The sequence below is a fragment of the Microbacterium proteolyticum genome (assembly GCF_029639405.1).
Taxonomy (GTDB): Bacteria; Actinomycetota; Actinomycetes; order Actinomycetales; family Microbacteriaceae; genus Microbacterium.
In genome coordinates this window covers 3,158,504-3,176,148 of sequence record NZ_CP121274.1, presented here as the reverse complement: position 1 = coordinate 3,176,148, position 17,645 = coordinate 3,158,504, and the positions used below count along the sequence as shown (strand labels likewise).

At 70.2% G+C, this 17,645-nt stretch carries 16 protein-coding genes and 1 tRNA gene; 12 read left to right on the top strand and 5 right to left on the bottom strand.

The window, feature by feature from the left end; translation table 11 throughout:
• The first annotated feature begins 18 nt into the window (after positions 1-18).
• From P8R59_RS15925 to P8R59_RS15895, 7 genes are all read left to right on the top strand, one after another.
• Positions 19-1,107 (top strand): urea carboxylase-associated family protein, encoded by a 1,089-nt coding sequence (locus tag P8R59_RS15925; RefSeq protein ID WP_278101852.1) that lies wholly within the window; start codon positions 19-21, stop codon positions 1,105-1,107.
• Entirely contained in the window at positions 1,100-1,726 is a 627-nt protein-coding gene (locus P8R59_RS15920; protein WP_278101851.1) for a flavin reductase family protein, read from the top strand. Before P8R59_RS15925 ends, P8R59_RS15920 begins: the two co-directional genes overlap by 8 nt.
• A gap of 31 nt (positions 1,727-1,757) precedes the next feature.
• Entirely contained in the window at positions 1,758-2,927 is a 1,170-nt protein-coding gene (locus tag P8R59_RS15915; protein WP_278101850.1) for an ABC transporter substrate-binding protein, read from the top strand.
• A 123-nt stretch (positions 2,928-3,050) separates the two neighbouring features.
• Positions 3,051-3,836, top strand: a complete 786-nt coding sequence (locus P8R59_RS15910; RefSeq protein WP_175627610.1) for a DeoR/GlpR family DNA-binding transcription regulator — start codon at positions 3,051-3,053, stop codon at positions 3,834-3,836.
• Positions 3,833-4,798: a 1-phosphofructokinase family hexose kinase gene (locus P8R59_RS15905; RefSeq protein ID WP_278101849.1), complete on the top strand. Its 966-nt coding sequence runs from the start codon at positions 3,833-3,835 to the stop codon at positions 4,796-4,798. Before P8R59_RS15910 ends, P8R59_RS15905 begins: the two co-directional genes overlap by 4 nt.
• 20 nt (positions 4,799-4,818) lie before the next feature.
• Positions 4,819-6,879, top strand: coding sequence for a PTS fructose transporter subunit IIABC (locus tag P8R59_RS15900; protein WP_278101848.1), 2,061 nt, complete (start codon positions 4,819-4,821; stop codon positions 6,877-6,879).
• Between the two features lie 27 nt (positions 6,880-6,906).
• A complete protein-coding gene (locus P8R59_RS15895) occupies positions 6,907-7,176 on the top strand; it encodes an HPr family phosphocarrier protein (protein ID WP_077051674.1) in 270 nt (89 codons plus the stop codon).
• 75 nt (positions 7,177-7,251) lie between these two features.
• Here P8R59_RS15895 and P8R59_RS15890 read toward each other — a convergent pair whose 3' ends face one another.
• Positions 7,252-7,890 (bottom strand): MBL fold metallo-hydrolase, encoded by a 639-nt coding sequence (locus tag P8R59_RS15890; RefSeq protein WP_278101847.1) that lies wholly within the window; start codon positions 7,888-7,890, stop codon positions 7,252-7,254.
• A 217-nt stretch (positions 7,891-8,107) separates the two neighbouring features.
• Between P8R59_RS15890 and P8R59_RS15885 the strand changes: the two genes are divergently transcribed.
• Positions 8,108-8,183: transfer RNA gene (locus tag P8R59_RS15885), tRNA-Glu, on the top strand.
• Positions 8,184-8,455: 272 nt separating this feature from the next.
• On the opposite strand, the gene P8R59_RS15880 is transcribed toward P8R59_RS15885, so the two are convergent.
• Positions 8,456-9,541: a DUF4349 domain-containing protein gene (locus P8R59_RS15880; RefSeq protein ID WP_278101846.1), complete on the bottom strand. Its 1,086-nt coding sequence runs from the start codon at positions 9,539-9,541 to the stop codon at positions 8,456-8,458.
• Positions 9,538-10,092: an RNA polymerase sigma factor gene (locus tag P8R59_RS15875; RefSeq protein ID WP_278101845.1), complete on the bottom strand. Its 555-nt coding sequence runs from the start codon at positions 10,090-10,092 to the stop codon at positions 9,538-9,540. Before P8R59_RS15875 ends, P8R59_RS15880 begins: the two co-directional genes overlap by 4 nt.
• A gap of 154 nt (positions 10,093-10,246) precedes the next feature.
• On the opposite strand from P8R59_RS15875, the gene P8R59_RS15870 reads away from it, so the two are divergent.
• Positions 10,247-11,236 carry a TerC family protein gene (locus tag P8R59_RS15870; protein WP_077051663.1) on the top strand — a complete coding sequence of 330 codons (990 nt, stop codon included), beginning with the start codon at positions 10,247-10,249 and terminating at the stop codon, positions 11,234-11,236.
• A 6-nt stretch (positions 11,237-11,242) separates the two neighbouring features.
• Here the strand turns inward: P8R59_RS15870 and P8R59_RS15865 are convergent, their stop codons facing one another.
• Positions 11,243-12,556, bottom strand: coding sequence for an LLM class flavin-dependent oxidoreductase (locus P8R59_RS15865; RefSeq protein ID WP_278101844.1), 1,314 nt, complete (start codon positions 12,554-12,556; stop codon positions 11,243-11,245).
• Complete coding sequence (locus P8R59_RS15860; RefSeq protein ID WP_278101843.1) at positions 12,553-13,896, bottom strand: O-acetylhomoserine aminocarboxypropyltransferase/cysteine synthase family protein; 1,344 nt, start codon at positions 13,894-13,896, stop codon at positions 12,553-12,555. Before P8R59_RS15860 ends, P8R59_RS15865 begins: the two co-directional genes overlap by 4 nt.
• Positions 13,897-14,127: 231 nt before the next feature.
• On the opposite strand from P8R59_RS15860, the gene leuC reads away from it, so the two are divergent.
• The 3 genes from leuC to murA all read left to right on the top strand — a co-directional run bounded on the left by leuC (position 14,128) and on the right by murA (position 17,644).
• Positions 14,128-15,609, top strand: a complete 1,482-nt coding sequence (gene leuC / locus P8R59_RS15855) for a 3-isopropylmalate dehydratase large subunit (protein ID WP_278101842.1) — start codon at positions 14,128-14,130, stop codon at positions 15,607-15,609.
• A 1-nt stretch (position 15,610) separates the two neighbouring features.
• Positions 15,611-16,207, top strand: a complete 597-nt coding sequence (gene leuD / locus P8R59_RS15850) for a 3-isopropylmalate dehydratase small subunit (protein ID WP_278101841.1) — start codon at positions 15,611-15,613, stop codon at positions 16,205-16,207.
• Positions 16,208-16,270: 63 nt separating this feature from the next.
• Positions 16,271-17,644 carry a UDP-N-acetylglucosamine 1-carboxyvinyltransferase gene (gene murA / locus P8R59_RS15845; protein ID WP_077051658.1) on the top strand — a complete coding sequence of 458 codons (1,374 nt, stop codon included), beginning with the start codon at positions 16,271-16,273 and terminating at the stop codon, positions 17,642-17,644.
• Position 17,645: the final 1 nt, after the last annotated feature.

Here is a 17,645-nt window from a genome sequence, read left to right as displayed (position 1 = left end):
TACAGAAAGGCGGACGGGATGCGACTCTCCCTCACCTCTCAGCAGCGGGAGCTGCTCGACCGATCCATTCTCGCCGGTGAGGCAAGCAACGTGGCGGAGCTCGTCGCTCTCGCCCTGCGCGAAACCGCACGAGGCGTCGTGCCTCGACCGATTCCCGGCGTGGCGCCGGTCGAGCGCGCCTGGAGGGAGGACCTCGCGTTCGACCCCCGGGCTGATCGCGTCCGTCGTCAGGAGCACCGGCTGCTCCCCGGCACCGGCAAGGCCTTCGAGGTCCGTGCGGGGCAGATCCTGCGCGTCGCACAGGTCGACGGGGATCAGTGCGCCGACCTCAACGTCTTCTCGCTGCACGACTACCGCGAGGCGATGCACGTCGGGCGCACACGAACCCTGCACGGCATCCACCCGGGAGAGGGCAGCTTCCTCTGGTCGGCGCCGCCGCGCGAACGCGCCATGATGTTCGTCCTCTCGGACTCCGTCGGCCTGAACGACACGCTGTTCCCCCGCTGCAGTGCGGCGATGTACGAGTCGATGTTCGGGTTCGACGAGCACACGAACTGCGCGGACATGCAAGCCGAGGCGCAGCGTGAGTACGGTCTCACTCCCGACGACGTCCACGACTCGTTCAACCTCTTCATGGACACCCGGGTCAACGCCGACGGCTCGATCGAGGTGGTGCACCAAAGCACCCCGGCGGACGCCTATGTCGAGCTGCTCGCCGTCATGGACGTCCTTGCGGTGCCGAACGTGTGCGGGAACGACATCTTCCGCACGAGCAACTACGCCCTCCGCCCGTTGGACGTCACGGTGTTCGACGCGGCCGAGTCCGACCTCGCGCGCGTGCCGTCGCTCCTGGTGCACCGCGCCCAGCGGACCCCCGCCGACTTCGCGCAGCCCGAGATCCGCTCCGAGCGGACGCTCGCGCGCGACCCCGGCTACGTCCCGCGCTTCCCACGCACCCCGGTCACGGTCCATGACGTGGGGGTCGAGCTGACGGACGGCGACCTCGCCCTGCTGGGCGTGCACGCGCGCCGCGACCTCTACGGCGATGACGACGAGGCCGCGCTGCGCGACATCGTCCTGAGCTGGTGGGTGCACAGTCATGCATGACATCGAGGACTTCGATGCGCTGACCGCGTACGAGCGGTACAAGCTCATGGCGTCGCTCATCGTGCCGCGGCCGATCGCGTGGGTGACGACGCTCGGCCCCACGGGCGTCCCGAATGCCGCCCCCTTCTCGATGTTCGCGATGGTCGGCGAGGACCCGCCTCTGGTGATGGTGAGCATCGATCGCCTTCCCGACGGTGCACGCAAGGACACCGCGGTCAACATCGATGCCACCGGCGAGTTCGTCGTCCACCTCGTCGACCGCCCCCTGGTGGAGTCGATGGATGCCACGAGCGTGCGGCATCCGCCCGAGGTCGACGAGCTCGCCGAACGGGGGATCGCGACCGTGCCCGCGGCATCCGTCCGCCCGCCGGTCATCGCCGAGGCCCCGGTCGCGCTGGAGTGCGAGCTGTGGTCGCGCATGGACATCCCCAGTCGGGAGATCTTCTTCGGCCGAGTGCAGCGCCTGCGCACGCGACCCGGTCTCGTCGACCGCTCGCGGATGCGCGTGCGACTCACCGACTACGCACCCGTCGCCCGATTCGGAGCGAGCTTCTACACCTCGACGCACGACCGTTTCACCGTGACCGATGCCCGTTCGACCGACATCGACGCCCTCTGACCTGCCACGCCCGACGCCTCAGGAGAATCCCATGCCCAGATCAACTCGTCCCCTGTCCACTCTCGCCGCCGCCGCGATCGTCGTCGCCGTCCTCTCCGGGTGCGCCTCGACCGGCAGCGCGGAAGCCCCGTCATCCGGTGCCGGCCTGTCCATCGGCGCCATCGACCTCTCGGGGGCGTGCCCGGCGACCGTCGTCATCCAGACCGACTGGAACCCCCAGGCGGAACAGGGTGGCCTGTTCACCCTGCTGGGTCCCGACGCGACCATCGACGCCGGCAAGAAGAGCGTCTCCGGGCCCCTCGTGGCGAAGGGGGAGTGGACCGGGGTGGACGTCGAGATCCGCGCCGGCGGCCCGGCGATCGGCTTCTCCGGTGTGCCGGCGCAGATGTACACCGACCCCGACATCCTGCTCGGGTGGGTGAACACCGACGACGCGATCGCGGCATCCGACACGCTCCCCACGACCGCCGTGATGTCGACCTTCGAGAAGGCTCCCTGGGCGATCATGTGGGATCCGGAGACCTACCCCGACGTGCACTCCATCGCTGACCTCGGGAAGACGGATGCCACCGTCCGCTACTTCGACGGAACGACGTACATGGACTATCTGACCGGCTCGGGGCTCGTGCGCCAGGACCAGCTCGACGGCTCGTACGACGGCACGCCGGCCGCGTTCGTCGCCGCGGAGGGGAAGGCCGCGCAGCAGGGCTTCGCGACGGTCGAGCCGTGGGTCTACGAGAACGCGATCCCGGAATGGGGGCGCCCGCTGGACTACCAGCTCGTCGCCGACACCGGCTACCCGATCTACGCCGTGGCTCTGGCCGTACGCAGCGCTGACGTCGACGCGAAGGCGGACTGCCTCGCGAAGCTCGTGCCGGTGATCCAGCAGGCCAGCGTGGACTACTTCGCCGACCCCACGTCGGCCAACGACGTGATCGTGTCGGCCGTGGAGCAGTACGACAACGGCTGGGTGTACCCGGCGGCCGAGGCCGCGAACTCCACGGCTCAGCAGCGCGCGCTCGGTCTTGCCGCCAACGGCGTGGACGGCACCTTCGGGTCGTTCGACGAGGCCCGCATCGCGCAGGTGCAATCGATCGTGACGCCGATCCTCGTCGGGAAGGGCGTCACGGTGCCGACGGGGCTCACTCCCGAGGAGCTGGCCACGAACCGTTTCCTCGACCCGTCCATCGCCCTCCCCTGACTCCGTTCCCGACGCAGACCGCGGTGCGACCTCGCGCGCACCGCGGTCTGCTTTTTGTGTTCTCGGGGTGTTGATTCGTGTGACTTCGTGTTGTAACGTGTGGGAATCTTCGAAGGGGATCCCGTGTACGCAATGGAGCGCCAGCAGCTCATCGAGCGCGAACTGCGAGAGATCGGTCGCGTCAGCGTCGTCGACCTCGCTCGTCGTTTCGACGTCACTACCGAGACCGTGCGCCGTGACCTCGACCGCCTCGAGCAGACCGGTTCGCTGCGGCGCGTCCACGGCGGTGCCGTGGGTGTGGACCGCGCGAGCACGACCGAGGCATCCCTCTCCGAGCGCCGTCTGCGGCAGGGCGAGGCCAAGCGCGCGATCGGCATCGCGGCGGCGCGCCTGCTCACCCCCGGCTTCCGTGGCTCGATCTTCATCGACGCCGGCACGACGCCGGCCGCGGTCGCGGCCGAACTGCCGCAGGTTCTCGGAGACAGCGCGGGCGCGGTCGAGATCGTCACGCATTCGCTCGAGGCGGCTCACATCCTCGCAGGTGATGACCGCGTCTCGCTCACCGTGATCGGCGGCAAGATCCGCGGGGTCACCGCTGCGGCCGTCGGCGCGCACACGGTGCGGTCGATCGGCGAGCTGCGCCCCGACATCGCTTTCGTCGGCACCAACGGGCTGAGCGCCGGGTTCGGCCTCAGCACGCCCGATCCCGAGGAGGCCGCGGTGAAGACCGCGATCATCCGTGCCGCCCGCCGCGTCGTCGTCGTCGCCGACACCGCCAAGTTCGGAGAGGAACTGCTCGTGCGTTTCGCCCGCCTCGATGAGATCGACGTGCTCGTCACCGACGGCACACCGCCTGAATCGCTCGCGCAGGCTCTGGCCGACGCCGACGCCGAGGTGCGTGTCGCATGATCGTCACCCTGACCGCCAACCCGTCGGCCGACCGTGCCGTGCAGCTCACCGGCGCGCTCGTTCCCGGCGAGGTCCAGCGCGCCGAGTCCTCGCGGGAGGATGCCGGGGGCAAGGGTGTCAACGTTGCCCGGGTCGTCTCGGCCGCCGGCGCTCCCGCGCGCGCCGTCGTGCCGGTCAACGACCACGACCCGTACCGTCTGCTCCTCGACGACGCCGAGGTCGACGTGGCGATCGTGCCGGTGGCGGGTCGGGTGCGGGCGAACCTCACCATCACCGATCCCACGGGCGAGACGACGAAGCTGAACCTCCCCGGCGCCGAGCTTTCGTCCGCCGAGGCCGCCGCGCTCACCGCGGGTGTGGTCGCGGCGGCGGAGAACGCCACCTGGCTCGTCCTCGCCGGGTCGCTGCCGCCGGGTGTCCCGGCGACGTTCTACGCCGACCTCATCGCCGCCGTCCGCGATCGGTGGGGGGCCGCCGCTCCGCGCATCGCCGTCGACGCCTCGGGCGCCGCCCTCGCCGCCGTCGTCGCATCGGCGCATCCCGACCTCATCAAGCCGAACCACGAGGAGTTGGCCGAGCTCGTCGGCGAGGATGCGGCGGACGACCTCGACGTGATCGCCGAGGCCGCTCGCCGGGCCGCCGAGCTCGTCCCCGGGCGCGTGGTATCCGCCCTCGTCACCCTTGGGGCCGACGGTGCCCTGCTGTTCGACGCGGCCGGCACGTGGCGCGGGCGCGCCCCCAAGATCCAGGTCGCGAGCACGGTGGGCGCGGGCGACAGTTCGCTCGCCGGCTACCTCCTCGCCGACCTCGAGGGGGCGTCCGCCCCCGATCGACTCGCCCGCAGCATCGCGTACGGCGCGGCTGCGGCGACCCTGCCGGGGACGCAAGCCCCGACACCGGCCGACCTGCCCGCCGGGCCGATCGCCGTGACCGTTTTCTCCCCTCCCACCGCAACACCCTGACCACGAAAGGTCACCAGAAAATGTCCGACATCATCACACCGGAGCTCGTCAGCCTCGACGCGCCCCTGGGGGCCGACAAGCAGTCGGTCATCCGTGCTCTGGCCGAGCGTGTCGTCGCGCAGGGCCGCGCGACCAGCGCGCAGGAACTCTTCGACGATGCGTGGGCCCGCGAGCAGAAGGACGAGACGGGCCTCCCGGGCGGCATCGGCATCCCGCACGCCCGCAGCGCCTCCGTCACCGAACCGACCCTCGCGTTCGCGCGCCTGACCCCGGGTGTCGACTTCGGCGCGCCCGACGGTCCCGCGGACATCGTGTTCCTCATCGCCGCGCCCGCCGGTGCCGACGAGGCCCACCTCGCGGTCCTGTCGCAGCTGGCTCGGAGCCTCATGAAGCCCGAGTTCACCGGCGGCCTTCGCGCCGCGGCGACGCCGTCCGACGCGGTCCGGATCATCACGGATGCCATCACCCCCGCTCCCGAGGCACCTGCGGCCGCGGCACCCGCGGCCACGCGTGCCGAGGCCCGCACCGCCACGGCGACGAAGACGACCAAGATCGTCGCGGTCACCGCGTGCGCCACGGGCATCGCCCACACCTTCATGGCCGCGGACGCCCTGACCGCCGCGGGCCTCGAGGCCGACGGCGTCGAGCTCGTCGTCGAGCCGCAGGGCTCGAGCGGCTACAAGGCCCTCCCGCAGAGCGTCATCGACGACGCCGACGCCGTGATCTTCGCGGTCGACGTCGACGTGCGCGAGCCGCAGCGTTTCGCGGGCAAGCCCGTCGTGCGCGCCGGCGTCAAGCGCGGCATCGAGCAGCCGAAGCAGCTCATCGCCGAGGCCATCGCCGCCAGCGAGAACCCGAACGCCGCCCGCGTCCAGGGCGGCGCCGCTGCGGCATCCGCCTCCGACGCTCCGGTCGTCCAGCAGTCCGTGGGACGTCGCATCCAGCGGTGGCTGCTGACCGGTGTCAGCTACATGATCCCGTTCGTCGCCGGCGGTGGCCTTCTCATCGCGCTGGGCTTCCTGCTCGGCGGATACCAGGTCACCAAGGACGCGGCCAACGTCATCATCCAGAACTCGCTGTGGGACCTCCCGACCGAGAACATCACCTCGTCGCTCGGCCCGCTCGGGCAGTACCTCGGGTCGGTGGCCTTCATGATCGGCGCCACGTCGATGGGCTTCATCGTCGCGGTCCTCGCGGGCTTCATCGCCTACGCGATCGCCGACCGGCCCGGCATCGCGCCCGGTTTCGTCGCGGGTGCCGTCGCGGTGCTCATGAACGCCGGCTTCATCGGCGGCATCATCGGCGGTCTGCTCGCCGGTTTCATCGCCTGGTGGCTCGGCCGTTTCGACGCTCCCCGCTGGCTCCGCGGCCTCATGCCGGTGGTGATCGTGCCGTTCCTCGGCTCGATCTTCGCCTCGGGCCTGATGATCCTGTTCCTCGGTCGTCCGATCGCCGCGCTCATGGCCGCCCTGACCGAGGGCCTGACGTCGCTCGCCGCCTCGGGCGCCGGTGCCGTCCTGCTCGGTGTCATCCTCGGCCTCATGATGTGCTTCGACCTCGGCGGACCCGTCAACAAGGTCGCCTACGTCTTCGCCACCACCGGCCTCGCCGCGGCGACGCAGACCAACACCGCGCCGTACCTGATCATGGCCGCGGTCATGGCCGCCGGCATGGTGCCCCCGCTCGCGATGGCCCTGGCATCCACGGTCCTCGCCCGCGGCCGGTTCACGCCCGTCGAGCGCGAGAACGGCGCCGCCGCCTGGCTCCTGGGCGCCTCGTTCATCTCCGAGGGCGCGATCCCGTTCGCGGCGGCCGACCCGCTGCGCGTGATCCCCGCCTCGATGGTGGGCGGCGCGATCACCGGTGGTCTGAGCATGCTCATCGGGGTCCAGTCGTACGCTCCGCACGGCGGCATCTTCGTGCTCTTCGCGATCAATCCCGTGTGGGGTTTCCCGCTCGCGATCATCGTGGGTACGGTCGTTTCGGCGGTGCTCGTCGTCGCCCTCAAGCGGATCGGTGGCACACGCAAGGAAGAAGCCCCCGTCGCCGAGTCCGCCACGGCGGTCCCGGTCGCCGCATAAGGCCCCAACGGTTCGAAAGGAATCACCATGGCAGAACGTCAGGCCACCATCGCCAGCAGCTCGGGTCTCCACGCCCGCCCCGCGAAGCTCTTCGTGCAGGCCGTGCAGGAGAAGAAGGTGCCCGTCACCATCGCGGCCGCGGGCGGTCCCGACCTCAACGCCGGCAGCATCCTGTCGCTCATGGGCCTGGGCGCCGGTCACGGCACCGTCGTGACGCTGAAGGCGGAGGGCGAGGGCGCCGAGCAGGCGCTCGACGAGCTGGTCGCCCTGCTCGAGACCGACCTCGACGCGCAGTAAGCACGTCGTACGCAGAACACCGGATGCCACGGCCCCCAGGGGTCGTGGCATCCGGTGTTCCGTCTGCGGGTGGTGTCAGACCTCGGTCGAGTCGCCCGGGCCCAGGTCGACGAACGATCCGCCGTTCTGCTCGACGGCCCACGTGAGGCGCGCGTCGCCCATCTGCTTCCCGGCGACCGAGAGCGTCATGTCGTGGGTGGCGAAAGCGCGGGCGGGCTTGACGGTCAGCACGTAGTCGATCGCTTCGGAGATCTTCAGCCACGGGGCGCCGACCGGGGCGGCGAGGAGGGCGACGTGCGCCCCCTTCGGGACCGTGTACGAGTCGCCGGGGTAGAAGAACGCGTCGTTCACGAGGACGCCGACGTTGTCGACGATCGGAATCGACGAGTGGATCTCGGCGTGCTTGCCGCCGAAGAACTCCAGGTGGAACGGTCCGAGGTCGAGCGAGTCACCGGGGTGGACCGCGACGACATCGAAGCCCGCGGCCGCCTTCTGCACGCCCTCGGGGCCGTAGATCGGCACGCCGGGGTGCGCCTTCTGGAGTCGGGTGAGGTGCTCGGGGGTCCAGTGGTCGGGGTGCTCGTGCGTGATGACGACGCCGACGAGTCCGGTGAGCTCCTCGAGCGGCGAGGTGAAGACGCCGGGATCGATGACCAGGGTGTGTCCGGCCTCGGTGAGGACGAGGGCCGCGTGTTCGCGTTTGGTGACCTGCATGCGCTCGAGTCAACTCCGCGGTGGGGGAGCCTGCAACCGCTGGACGGCGAGTCATCGGGATGCCACAGGGTGAACGTCGTGCGTCGGCTCCGGCTCGGCTCTTCCCTCGGAGCCGCGGTCGCGGTACGGTGGGCCGGACACGCCCGGGCTGCGAGTCATTCGCGGCCCGATTTGTCGTGCGCGGCACCCGTAGTGCATACTTGAACGGTTGCGACGCGGCCCCATCGTATAGCGGCCTAGTACGCCGCCCTCTCACGGCGGTAACGCGGGTTCGAATCCCGCTGGGGTCACCAACGAGAAGAAAGCCTCGACCGGATGGTCGGGGCTTTCTTGTCGTTTCGGTGCCGTAGCAGGACGAGAAGCCGTCAGTGCGGGTTGGGCCCCACCGCCCGGAGGCTCCGCGCGCCGCGAAGCGGCGGGTGGAGGGGGCGGAGGGAGAATCCCGCTGGGGTCACCAAACGAGAAGAAGCCTCGACCGTATGGTCGGGGCTTTTCTCATGTCTCGGTGCCGTAGCCGGACGAGCCGGCCAGGCCCCGACCGCCGCGGGCCGGGGCCGCCGTCGTCCTACGCCTCGCGCGACCCCCGACGCTTCCGCACGATGCGACGGACACCCCAGACGATCAGCACGACGATGCCCGCGACGGCGATCCACGGGAGCAGGAAGCCGAGGCCGATCACGACGCCGTTGAGCGTGGCGATCAGGCCGTTCCACCCGGCGACGAGGCCGTCGCCGAAGCCCGCGGGATCGGCCGCGACGGTCTGCGACCGCACGTTCAGCTGGACGCTGAGCGACGACATCGCGACCTGCGACTCGATCGAGGTCAAGATCGCGCGATCGGAGTCCAGCTGTGCCTGACGCTCCGACAGGGCGGACTCGGCGGCGATGAGGTCGGACACCGACCCTGCCTGCGCCATCAGTTCGGTCAGACGAGCGACGGATGCCTCGCCGGCGGCGACGCGGGCACGGAGGTCGACCGTCTGCTCGGTGACGTCGGAGCGGTTCACGCTGGTCGCGGTGACGTCGCCGACCGCGGAGAGCCCGTCCATCACCGAGGTCAGCGCTTCGGCGGGCACCCGCACCGTGATCCAGCCGGACGACACGGCCGGCTGCGACGCCGTCGCGTCCAGGGGCACCACGCCGTAGCCGCCCCCGACCTGCGAGGACTCGACGTATCCGCCCGCGGAGGTCGCGGCATCCGAGATCTGCGTGATCGCCGCGGGCACGTCCTCGACCTCCACGGTGCTGGATCCGGTCGCGACGATGTCGCGGGTACCGTCGGCCGCGGACGAGTCGGAGCCCGATGCGGCGAAGGAGGTCGACGAGTCCGCCGACCCTCCCGCGGCGCCCTGGGGGACGAGCGGTGCGCTCATGTCGCGCGTGCCGGCCTCGGTGCCGATGCCCGGGTCCACGGCACTGCCGGCCTCGCCGACGGTGGAGACGGACGACCCCGACGTGCCGGTAGAGGTGGTCAATGCCGGCCCGACGACGGCGGCGACGACGACCACGGCGGCCGCGGCTCCGACGCCCGTCCAGATGTTGCGCCGGCGGCGACGGCGGGCCGCTCGTTCGTCGGCGATCCGCGCGAACACAGCGGACTCCATGGCATCCACGCGCTCGGCGCGAAGGGGGGGAAGGCTGGGGGTGGTCATGGGGTCTCCGTCTCCATCGCGGTGGCGCGCACCCGGGAACGGATGCGGGAGAGGCGGTTGCGCACGGTCCCGTGCGAGACGCCGAGCGTCTCGGCCGCCGCCTGGTAGCCGTAGCCCTCGGCCGCGCACAGGCGGAAGATCTCGCGGTCGAGATCGCCGAGCCCGTCCACGGCGGCGAGGATCGCGGCCACCGTCTCGGCCTCGACGACCTGGTTCTCGACGTCGACGAGCGCGGGGATGCGCTCGTCCAGTTCCGCGGTGTTCCCGTGCCGGCGCTTCGACCGAAGCCTGTTCTGCGCCTGCAGGCGGCAGACCGTGGCGAGCCACGGGAGGAGGGACGCCCCCTCCAATCGCAGCTTCGGGATCTTCCGCCAGGCGACGACGAACGTCTCCTGCACGACGTCCTCCGCGTCGCTCTCGTCGTGGACGAGTCCGAACGCGATCCAGTACACCGGCCGCACGTAGGCGCGGTACAGCGAGCGGAAGGCGTCCTCCGACCCGTCGGCGGCGCGCGCGACCAGCGCCCTGTCGTCGATGACGTCGTCGGTCATGGCATCCGTTCCCTCGATCCGGCACCCGTGCGAGCACTCTCTCACTCAGAGGTGTCCGCTCGCGCCGGATCGTCTCATACCCGATTCCGGGCGGGATGCCGGGTCGGCGGGTCGGTGGATAGACTTCAGCGTTTCCCCGAACGAAAGGCCCGTCATGGAGTTGCAGCTGGACCCGGTGTTCCAGACGGTCACCCTCGTGGTGCTCGTGCTGATCCTCGCCGCGGATCTGCTCATCATCCTCGCCCGCCCGCACATCCCTTCGCCCAAGGAATCGACGCTGTGGGTCGTGTTCTACGTGGTGCTCGCGCTGGCGTTCGCGGGCGTGCTCGTGGTCGTTGCCGGGGGAGAGGTCGCGGGACAGTTCGTGGCCGGCTGGCTCACCGAGTACAGCCTGTCGATCGACAACCTGTTCGTCTTCGTGCTGATCATGGGCCAGTTCTCGGTGCCGCGGCGCTATCAGCAGGAAGTGCTGATGGTGGGCATCATCATCGCCCTCGTCCTGCGCGGCGCGTTCATCCTCGTCGGTGCCACGATCATCGAGAACTTCAGCCCGATCTTCTACCTTTTCGGGGCGTTCCTGATCTACACGGCGATCCGTCAGGCGTTCCCCGGCGACGACCACGAGGACGACACCCAGCGCGAGAACCTCATCGTCCGCATGCTGCGCCGCGTGCTCCCCATCAGCGAGGCGTACGACGGCAAGAAGGTGCTGACGCGCATCGACGGCAAGCGGGTGTTCACGCCCATGATCATCGTGTTCGCGGCGATCGGCGTGACCGACCTCCTGTTCGCGATCGACTCGATCCCGGCGATCTTCGGCATCACGCAGAGCCCGTTCATCGTCTTCACCGCGAACCTGTTCGCGCTGATGGGTCTGCGGCAGCTGTACTTCCTGCTCGGCGACCTGCTCGAGCGACTGCGGTTCCTGCACTACGGCATCGCGTTCATCCTGGCCTTCATCGGCGTGAAGCTGATCCTGCACGCGCTGCACGTGAACGAGCTGCCGTTCCTCAATGCCGGTGAGCCGATCGAGTGGGCTCCGGAGATCTCGACCTGGGTGTCGCTCGCGGTGATCGTGCTGTCGATGGCGGTTGCGACGATCGCGAGCCTGACGATCCCCCAGAAGGTCGACGCGAAGGACTGACCGGGGTCAGAAGGCGCGGAGGTTCGCGCCCAGACCGCCCTCGACGTACTCCTCGCGCAGGATGCCACGGCGACGCAGGATCGGGACGAGTTCGTCGAGCAGCCGGTGCACCGTGACCGGGTGCAGGTCTCCCCACAGCAGGACGCCGTCGTTGCCCCAGTCGCCGAGCTCCTCGATGCGGTCGGCGAACTCGTCCGCGGTGCCGACGAAGCCCGAGCCGTCGTTCAAACGCCCGAGACGCGCGTGCGCGGCGAGGATCGCCCGCAGCGGAGCGTCGGGCGCGTGCTTCCCGACGAGGCGCCGCACGCTTCCCTCCGAGACGTGCTCGCCGAAGATCGCGCGGTCCAGGGGCTGATCGAGGTCGAGTCCGGTGAGGTCGGTCTCGAGGTCGCTGGACTGCTTGCGCGCGATGGCGAGCAGCGCCGCCTCGTCCGGATCCGCGGATGCCGCGACCAGGCGGTCGGCCTCCTCCGGTGACGACACGAGCACGGGCTGGATCGCGAAGAGGATCTTCACGTCGCTCGGCGTGCGTCCGGCCGCCTCGGCAGCGGCGTGGATGCGGCCCCGGTAGGCGCGGATGCTCTGCTCGTCGAGCGGGGCGAGGGCCAGCTGCACGTCGGAGTTGCGTCCGGCGAACGCGAGTCCGCGTCCGGAGCCGCCGGGGGACACGATCGTGGGCTCGCCGTCGGTGAACGGCACCGCGTTGAGCGGACCGTCGAAGCCGAAGTACTCGCCGCGGTGCGCCGTGCCGGCGAGCCGCGTGCCGTCGGCGTATACGCCGGACTCCTCGTCCTCGACGAGGGCGCCGTCACCCCAGCTGCGCCACAGCTCGCGCAGACCATCGACCCACTCCTCGGCGCGGTCGTACGCGGCGTCGTGACCGAGCTGCGGAGCGGTGGAGAAGTGCCGCGCGCTGCCGGTGTCGGTCACGATGTTGAGGCCCAGGCGGTGGCCGCTGAGGTGCTGGAGCGTCGCGAACTGGCGCGCCGCCGTGTACGGCAGGTACGCGGCGGGGTTCACGGTGGGCACGACGCCGAGGTGCTGCGTCGCGGCGAACAGGTAGGGCGCGAGGAGCAGCGGGTCGTGCTTCGGACCGCCGAACGCGTGCCGGATGCGCAGGTCGATCGTCTCGGCGCTGCCGAGCGAGGGCGCGTCCTCGATGATCAGCAGGTCGAAGCCGGCCTGCTCGAGCGTGCGCGCCGAGTCCTGGTACAGCCCCGGCTCGGTCCAACGGTGGTTCCAGCGGAGGTACGGGTGCCCCCAGCCGTGCGGTCCGAAGCCCCGTGCGAGGAACCAGCCGAAGTGCTGCAGACGGCTCACAGGACGACGACCTCGCGCTCGTCCAGAGCGTCCGCGAGCTCGTCGTCGAGGGCGAGGGATGCCAGCCCCTCGAGGGCCTGAGCGAGGTCGGCGATGATGTCGTCGACGTCCTCGATGCCGATCGAGAGCCGGATCGTGCCGGGGAAGACCCCCGCGCGCTCGCGTTCGGCCACGGTCCGGGCGGAGTGGCTCGTGCTCTGCGGGTGCAGCACGAGGGAACGCACGTCGCCGAGGTGCGTCATGTGGGTGACGAGGCGAACCGACTGCACGAGGTGCCGCGCAGCCTCGAGCCCGCCGCGGAGGGTCACGGTGAACACCGAACCGCTGCCGCGCGTGAGGTACCGCCGACCGAGCTCGTGGTGCGGGTGCGAGGGCAGCCCGACGTAGTCGACGCGTTCGACCTCGGGCCGGCTCTCGAGCCACCGCGCGACGGCGAGCGCGTTGGCCGACTGCCGCTCGACCCGCAGGCTCAGCGTCTCGACGCCCTGACCGATGAGGAAGGCGTTCAACGGCGACGGCGAGGGGCCGAAACGCGGTGCGACACTCTCGCGGAGGTACTGCCCCCGCGCGCGGCGCCCGTGCTTCTCGGCGTAGCTCGCGCCGCCGAGCCGGTCGATCTGCACGAGGTGAGGGAAGAGGTGTCCCGAGGCGGCCGCGTCGAAGCGTCCGTCGTCGACGATGACGCCGCCGAGCACCGCTCCCTGCCCGGCGAGGAACTTGCTCGCCGAGTGCACGACGATCGCCGCGCCGTGTTCGATCGGCCGGAGGAGGTAGGGGGTCGTGAACGTGCTGTCGACGACGAGCGGGACGCCGCGCTCGGAGCCGATCGCCGCGACGGCGGCGACGTCGAGCACGTCGTTGCGGGCATTCGAGAGCGTTTCGGCGAAGAGCGCCTTGGTCCGCGGCGTGATCGCGGCACGCCATGCGGCGAGGTCGTCCGTGTCGACGAAGGTCACCTCGACGCCCAGACGCGAGAAGTTGTCGAGGAGGAGGCCGCGGGTGCCCTCGTAGATGTGCTCGGACACGACGATGTGGTCGCCGGCATCCAGGAGTCCGAGGAGCGCGACGGTGACCGCCGCCTGCCCGCTGGAGACGAGGATCGCCTGGTCGCCTCCCTCGAGGGACGCGAGGCGCTCCTCGACCGCCTGCACCGTCGGGTTTCCGGTCCGGGTGTACCCGAAGCCGCTTCCGGTGGCGAAGTGCGCGGCGGATTCGTCGAGGTCGGAGAAGGTGAACCCGGCGGTCAGGTAGATGGGCGTCGCCCGGGGCGAGGCGGGGGCGACGGACGCTCCCACGTGCACCTGACGGGTCGAGAACCCGGTGTCTTCCTGCGCGCTCATGCGGCACTCTCCTTCCAACGGCGTGGCGACAGGCTCGCACGTCGGCCCACCCGCCGCCCAACCGTGCGGCGCCGTGTTACGCGGAGGGGCCCGTTCGCCCGGTGGTATCGTGGCGACGTGCGGATCGCCGGCCTCCTCCTTAGCGGCCGCGACGAGACCTTGTTCTAGGCCTTTCTCGTCGCGGAGTTCGTCGCGGGCCTCACATCCCATCCGAGGAGAAACGCAAGTCTCATGAGCACGACATCGATCGACGGCATCCACGTTCCCGATCGCCCGCGCACCCTGGCCGAGAAGGTCTGGGACGACCACCTGGTCGTGAAGGGCGAGAACGGTCAGCCCGACCTGATCTACATCGACCTCCACCTCGTGCACGAGGTCACCAGCCCCCAGGCCTTCGACGGTCTGCGCGCCGAGGGGCGCCCCGTGCGCCGCCTCGACCTCACGATCGCTACCGAAGACCACAACACCCCGACGCTCGACATCGACAAGCCGATCGCCGACCTGACCAGCCGCACGCAGATCGAGACGCTGCGACGCAACGCCGACGAGTTCGGTGTGCGCATCCACTCGCTCGGCGACAAGGAGCAGGGGATCGTGCACGTCGTGGGCCCCCAGCTGGGGCTGACGATGCCCGGCATCACCGTCGTGTGCGGTGACAGCCACACGTCGACCCACGGCGCGTTCGGAGCCATGGCGTTCGGCATCGGCACGAGCGAGGTCGAGCACGTCCTCGCCACGCAGACCCTGCCGCTGAAGCCCTTCAAGACCATGGCGATCACGGTCGAGGGCGATTTGAAGCCGGGCGTCACCGCGAAGGACATAATCCTCGCCATCATCGCCAAGATCGGTGCGAACGGCGGCCAGGGCTACGTCCTCGAGTTCCGCGGCAGCGCGATCCGCTCCCTCTCGATGGAGGGGCGCATGACGATGTGCAACATGTCGATCGAGGCGGGCGCCCGCGCCGGCATGATCGCCCCCGACGAGACGACCTTCGCCTACGTCAAGGACAAGCCCCACGCCCCGCAGGGTCAGGACTGGGACGACGCCGTCGCCTACTGGCGCACGCTCCCCAGCGACGAGGGCGCCGTGTACGACGCCGAGGTCTTCCTCGACGCGAACGAGCTCGAGCCGTTCGTCACGTGGGGCACGAACCCCGGCCAGGGCGTGTCGCTGTCCGATGTCGTGCCGACGCCGGCCGAGATCGCCGACGCGAACGAGCGCGCGGCCGCGGAGCGCGCCCTGCAGTACATGGACCTCGCGCCGGGCACCCCCATGAAGGACATCCCGGTGGATGCCGTCTTCATGGGCTCGTGCACCAACAGCCGCATCGAGGACCTCCGCGCGTTCGCCTCCGTCATCCAGGGGCGCACCAAGGCCGACAACGTCCGCGTGATGGTGGTGCCGGGCTCGGCCCGTGTGCGGCTCGAGGCCGAGGCGGAGGGCCTGGACAAGGTCTTCACCGCCTTCGGCGCGGAATGGCGCTTCGCCGGCTGCTCGATGTGCCTGGGCATGAACCCCGATCAGCTCGCTCCGGGCGAGCGCTGCGCCTCGACGTCGAACCGCAACTTCGAGGGCCGCCAGGGCAAGGGCGGTCGCACGCACCTGGTGTCGCCGCTCGTGGCGGCGGCGACCGCCGTGCGGGGCACCCTGTCGAGCCCCGCCGACCTGGATCCGCTGCCCGCGGAGGCCGTCACGACCGGGGCGGAGGCCTGACATGGAGAAGTTCACCACGCACACCGGTGTCGTCGCCCCCCTCAAGCGTTCGGCCGTCGACACCGACCAGATCATCCCCGCGGTCTACCTCAAGCGCGTCACCAAGACGGGCTTCGAGGACGCGCTGTTCGCCAACTGGCGGCAGGACCCCGAGTTCGTCCTGAATCAGGATGCCTACCGCTCGGCATCCATCCTCGTCGCGGGACCGGACTTCGGCACCGGGTCGAGCCGCGAGCACGCCGTGTGGGCGCTGCGCGACTACGGCTTCCAGGTGGTGCTGAGCCCGAAGTTCGCCGACATCTTCCGCGGCAACTCCGGCAAGCAGGGCCTGGTCACGGGTGTGATCACCGAGGACGACGTCGAGCGCATCTGGGCGGCCGTCGAGGCGCAGCCCGGTGTGGAGATGACGGTGGACCTCGAGGCGCGCACCGCCGTACTCGGCGACCTCCGAGTCTCGTTCGAGATCGACGATTACACTAGGTGGCGGCTTCTCGAAGGGCTCGACGACATCGGGCTCACTCTGCGCGACGAAGACAAGATCGCGCAGTTCGAGGCGCGCCGCGAGGCATGGCGGCCGCGGACCCTTCCGGTCCGCTAAGCCCGGTCGGCCCGATCGGGCCGGTCCGCCGCCCCTCGTCCACGAAGTGAGGTCCACCCCCCTATGAGCACACTCGTCACCGAATCCGGAGATCAGATCCCCGGGCAGCCGGACTGGGAAGCGGCGGAGACCCTCTCGATCCGCGGCGGCCGACCGCTCCGCGGAACGGTCGAGGTCAAGGGGGCCAAGAACCTCGTGACCAAGGCGATGGTCGCCGCCCTCCTGGGCGACACCACGAGCACGCTGCGCGACGTCCCGATGATCAGCGACGTCAAGGTCGTCCGGTCGCTCCTCGAGGTGCACGGCGTGACCGTCACCGAGGGCGACGAGGAGGGCACGCTCCACCTCGACCCGTCGGGAGCGGTCGCCGCGCACTTCGAGGAGATCGACGCGCACGCGGGTGCCTCTCGCATCCCGATCCTCTTCTGCGGTCCGCTGCTCCACCTCCTCGGCGAGGCCCTGATCCCCGACCTCGGGGGATGCCGCATCGGCGACCGCCCCATCAACTTCCACATGGACGCGCTCCGCGCCTTCGGTGCGGTGGTCGACAAGAGCTACGAGGGCATCCGCATCACGGCCCCCAACGGTCTGCACGGGGCGAACATCACCCTGCCGTACCCGAGCGTCGGCGCGACCGAGCAGGTTCTGCTCACGGCCGTCCGCGCCAAGGGCGTCACGGAACTGCGCAACGCCGCGATCGAGCCCGAGATCATGGATCTCATCGCGGTGCTGCAGAAGATGGGCGCGATCATCTCGTACGAGCCGAACCGCGTGATCTTCATCGAGGGCGTCGACCGTCTCGCCGGATACGACCACCGCGCGATCTTCGACCGCAACGAGGCCGCGTCCTGGGCGTGCGCCGCCCTCGCCACCGACGGCGAGATCTTCGCCAAGGGCGCGCGTCAGCAGGACATGCTCACGTTCCTCAACGTCTTCCGCAAGGCCGGCGGGTGGTTCGACGTGCGCGAGGACGGCATCCTGTTCCGCCGTGGCGGCGACCTCAAGCCCGTCATGGTCGAGACCGACGTGCACCCCGGCTTCATGACCGACTGGCAGCAGCCGCTCATCGTCGCCCTCACGCAGGCGCACGGCACCTCGACGGTGCACGAGACGGTGTACGAGAACCGCCTCGGCTTCACGCAGGCGCTCAACAAGATGGGCGCCGACATCGTCGTGCACCCCAAGGGTCTCGACAGCCCCGACCGGCGCGTCCCGCGCCGCGACCTCGAGCAGGCCGCCGTCATCAACGGCCCGACGCCTCTCCATGGCGCGGACGTGGAGGTGCCGGACCTCCGCGGCGGGTACAGCTACGTCATCGCCGCCCTCGCGGCCGAGGGTGAATCGACGGTGCGCAACATCGGCATCATCCGTCGCGGATACGAGAAGTTCCTCGAGAAGCTGACCGCTCTCGACGCCGACTTCGACGTCGTGGGCTGAC

What these genes read in the sequence shown, in the direction of transcription:
- P8R59_RS15870 (WP_077051663.1), top strand. Translation starts at nt 10,247, where the DNA reads ATGGAGTTGCAGCTGGACCCGGTGTTCCAGACGGTCACCCTCGTGGTG.
- P8R59_RS15920 (WP_278101851.1), top strand. Translation starts at nt 1,100, where the DNA reads ATGCATGACATCGAGGACTTCGATGCGCTGACCGCGTACGAGCGGTAC.
- P8R59_RS15925 (WP_278101852.1), top strand. Translation starts at nt 19, where the DNA reads ATGCGACTCTCCCTCACCTCTCAGCAGCGGGAGCTGCTCGACCGATCC.
- murA (WP_077051658.1), top strand. Translation starts at nt 16,271, where the DNA reads ATGAGCACACTCGTCACCGAATCCGGAGATCAGATCCCCGGGCAGCCG.
- leuD (WP_278101841.1), top strand. Translation starts at nt 15,611, where the DNA reads ATGGAGAAGTTCACCACGCACACCGGTGTCGTCGCCCCCCTCAAGCGT.
- P8R59_RS15860 (WP_278101843.1), bottom strand. Translation starts at nt 13,896, where the DNA reads ATGAGCGCGCAGGAAGACACCGGGTTCTCGACCCGTCAGGTGCACGTG.
- P8R59_RS15875 (WP_278101845.1), bottom strand. Translation starts at nt 10,092, where the DNA reads ATGACCGACGACGTCATCGACGACAGGGCGCTGGTCGCGCGCGCCGCC.
- P8R59_RS15890 (WP_278101847.1), bottom strand. Translation starts at nt 7,890, where the DNA reads ATGCAGGTCACCAAACGCGAACACGCGGCCCTCGTCCTCACCGAGGCC.
- P8R59_RS15900 (WP_278101848.1), top strand. Translation starts at nt 4,819, where the DNA reads ATGTCCGACATCATCACACCGGAGCTCGTCAGCCTCGACGCGCCCCTG.
- P8R59_RS15905 (WP_278101849.1), top strand. Translation starts at nt 3,833, where the DNA reads ATGATCGTCACCCTGACCGCCAACCCGTCGGCCGACCGTGCCGTGCAG.
- leuC (WP_278101842.1), top strand. Translation starts at nt 14,128, where the DNA reads ATGAGCACGACATCGATCGACGGCATCCACGTTCCCGATCGCCCGCGC.
- P8R59_RS15880 (WP_278101846.1), bottom strand. Translation starts at nt 9,541, where the DNA reads ATGACCACCCCCAGCCTTCCCCCCCTTCGCGCCGAGCGCGTGGATGCC.
- P8R59_RS15915 (WP_278101850.1), top strand. Translation starts at nt 1,758, where the DNA reads ATGCCCAGATCAACTCGTCCCCTGTCCACTCTCGCCGCCGCCGCGATC.
- P8R59_RS15895 (WP_077051674.1), top strand. Translation starts at nt 6,907, where the DNA reads ATGGCAGAACGTCAGGCCACCATCGCCAGCAGCTCGGGTCTCCACGCC.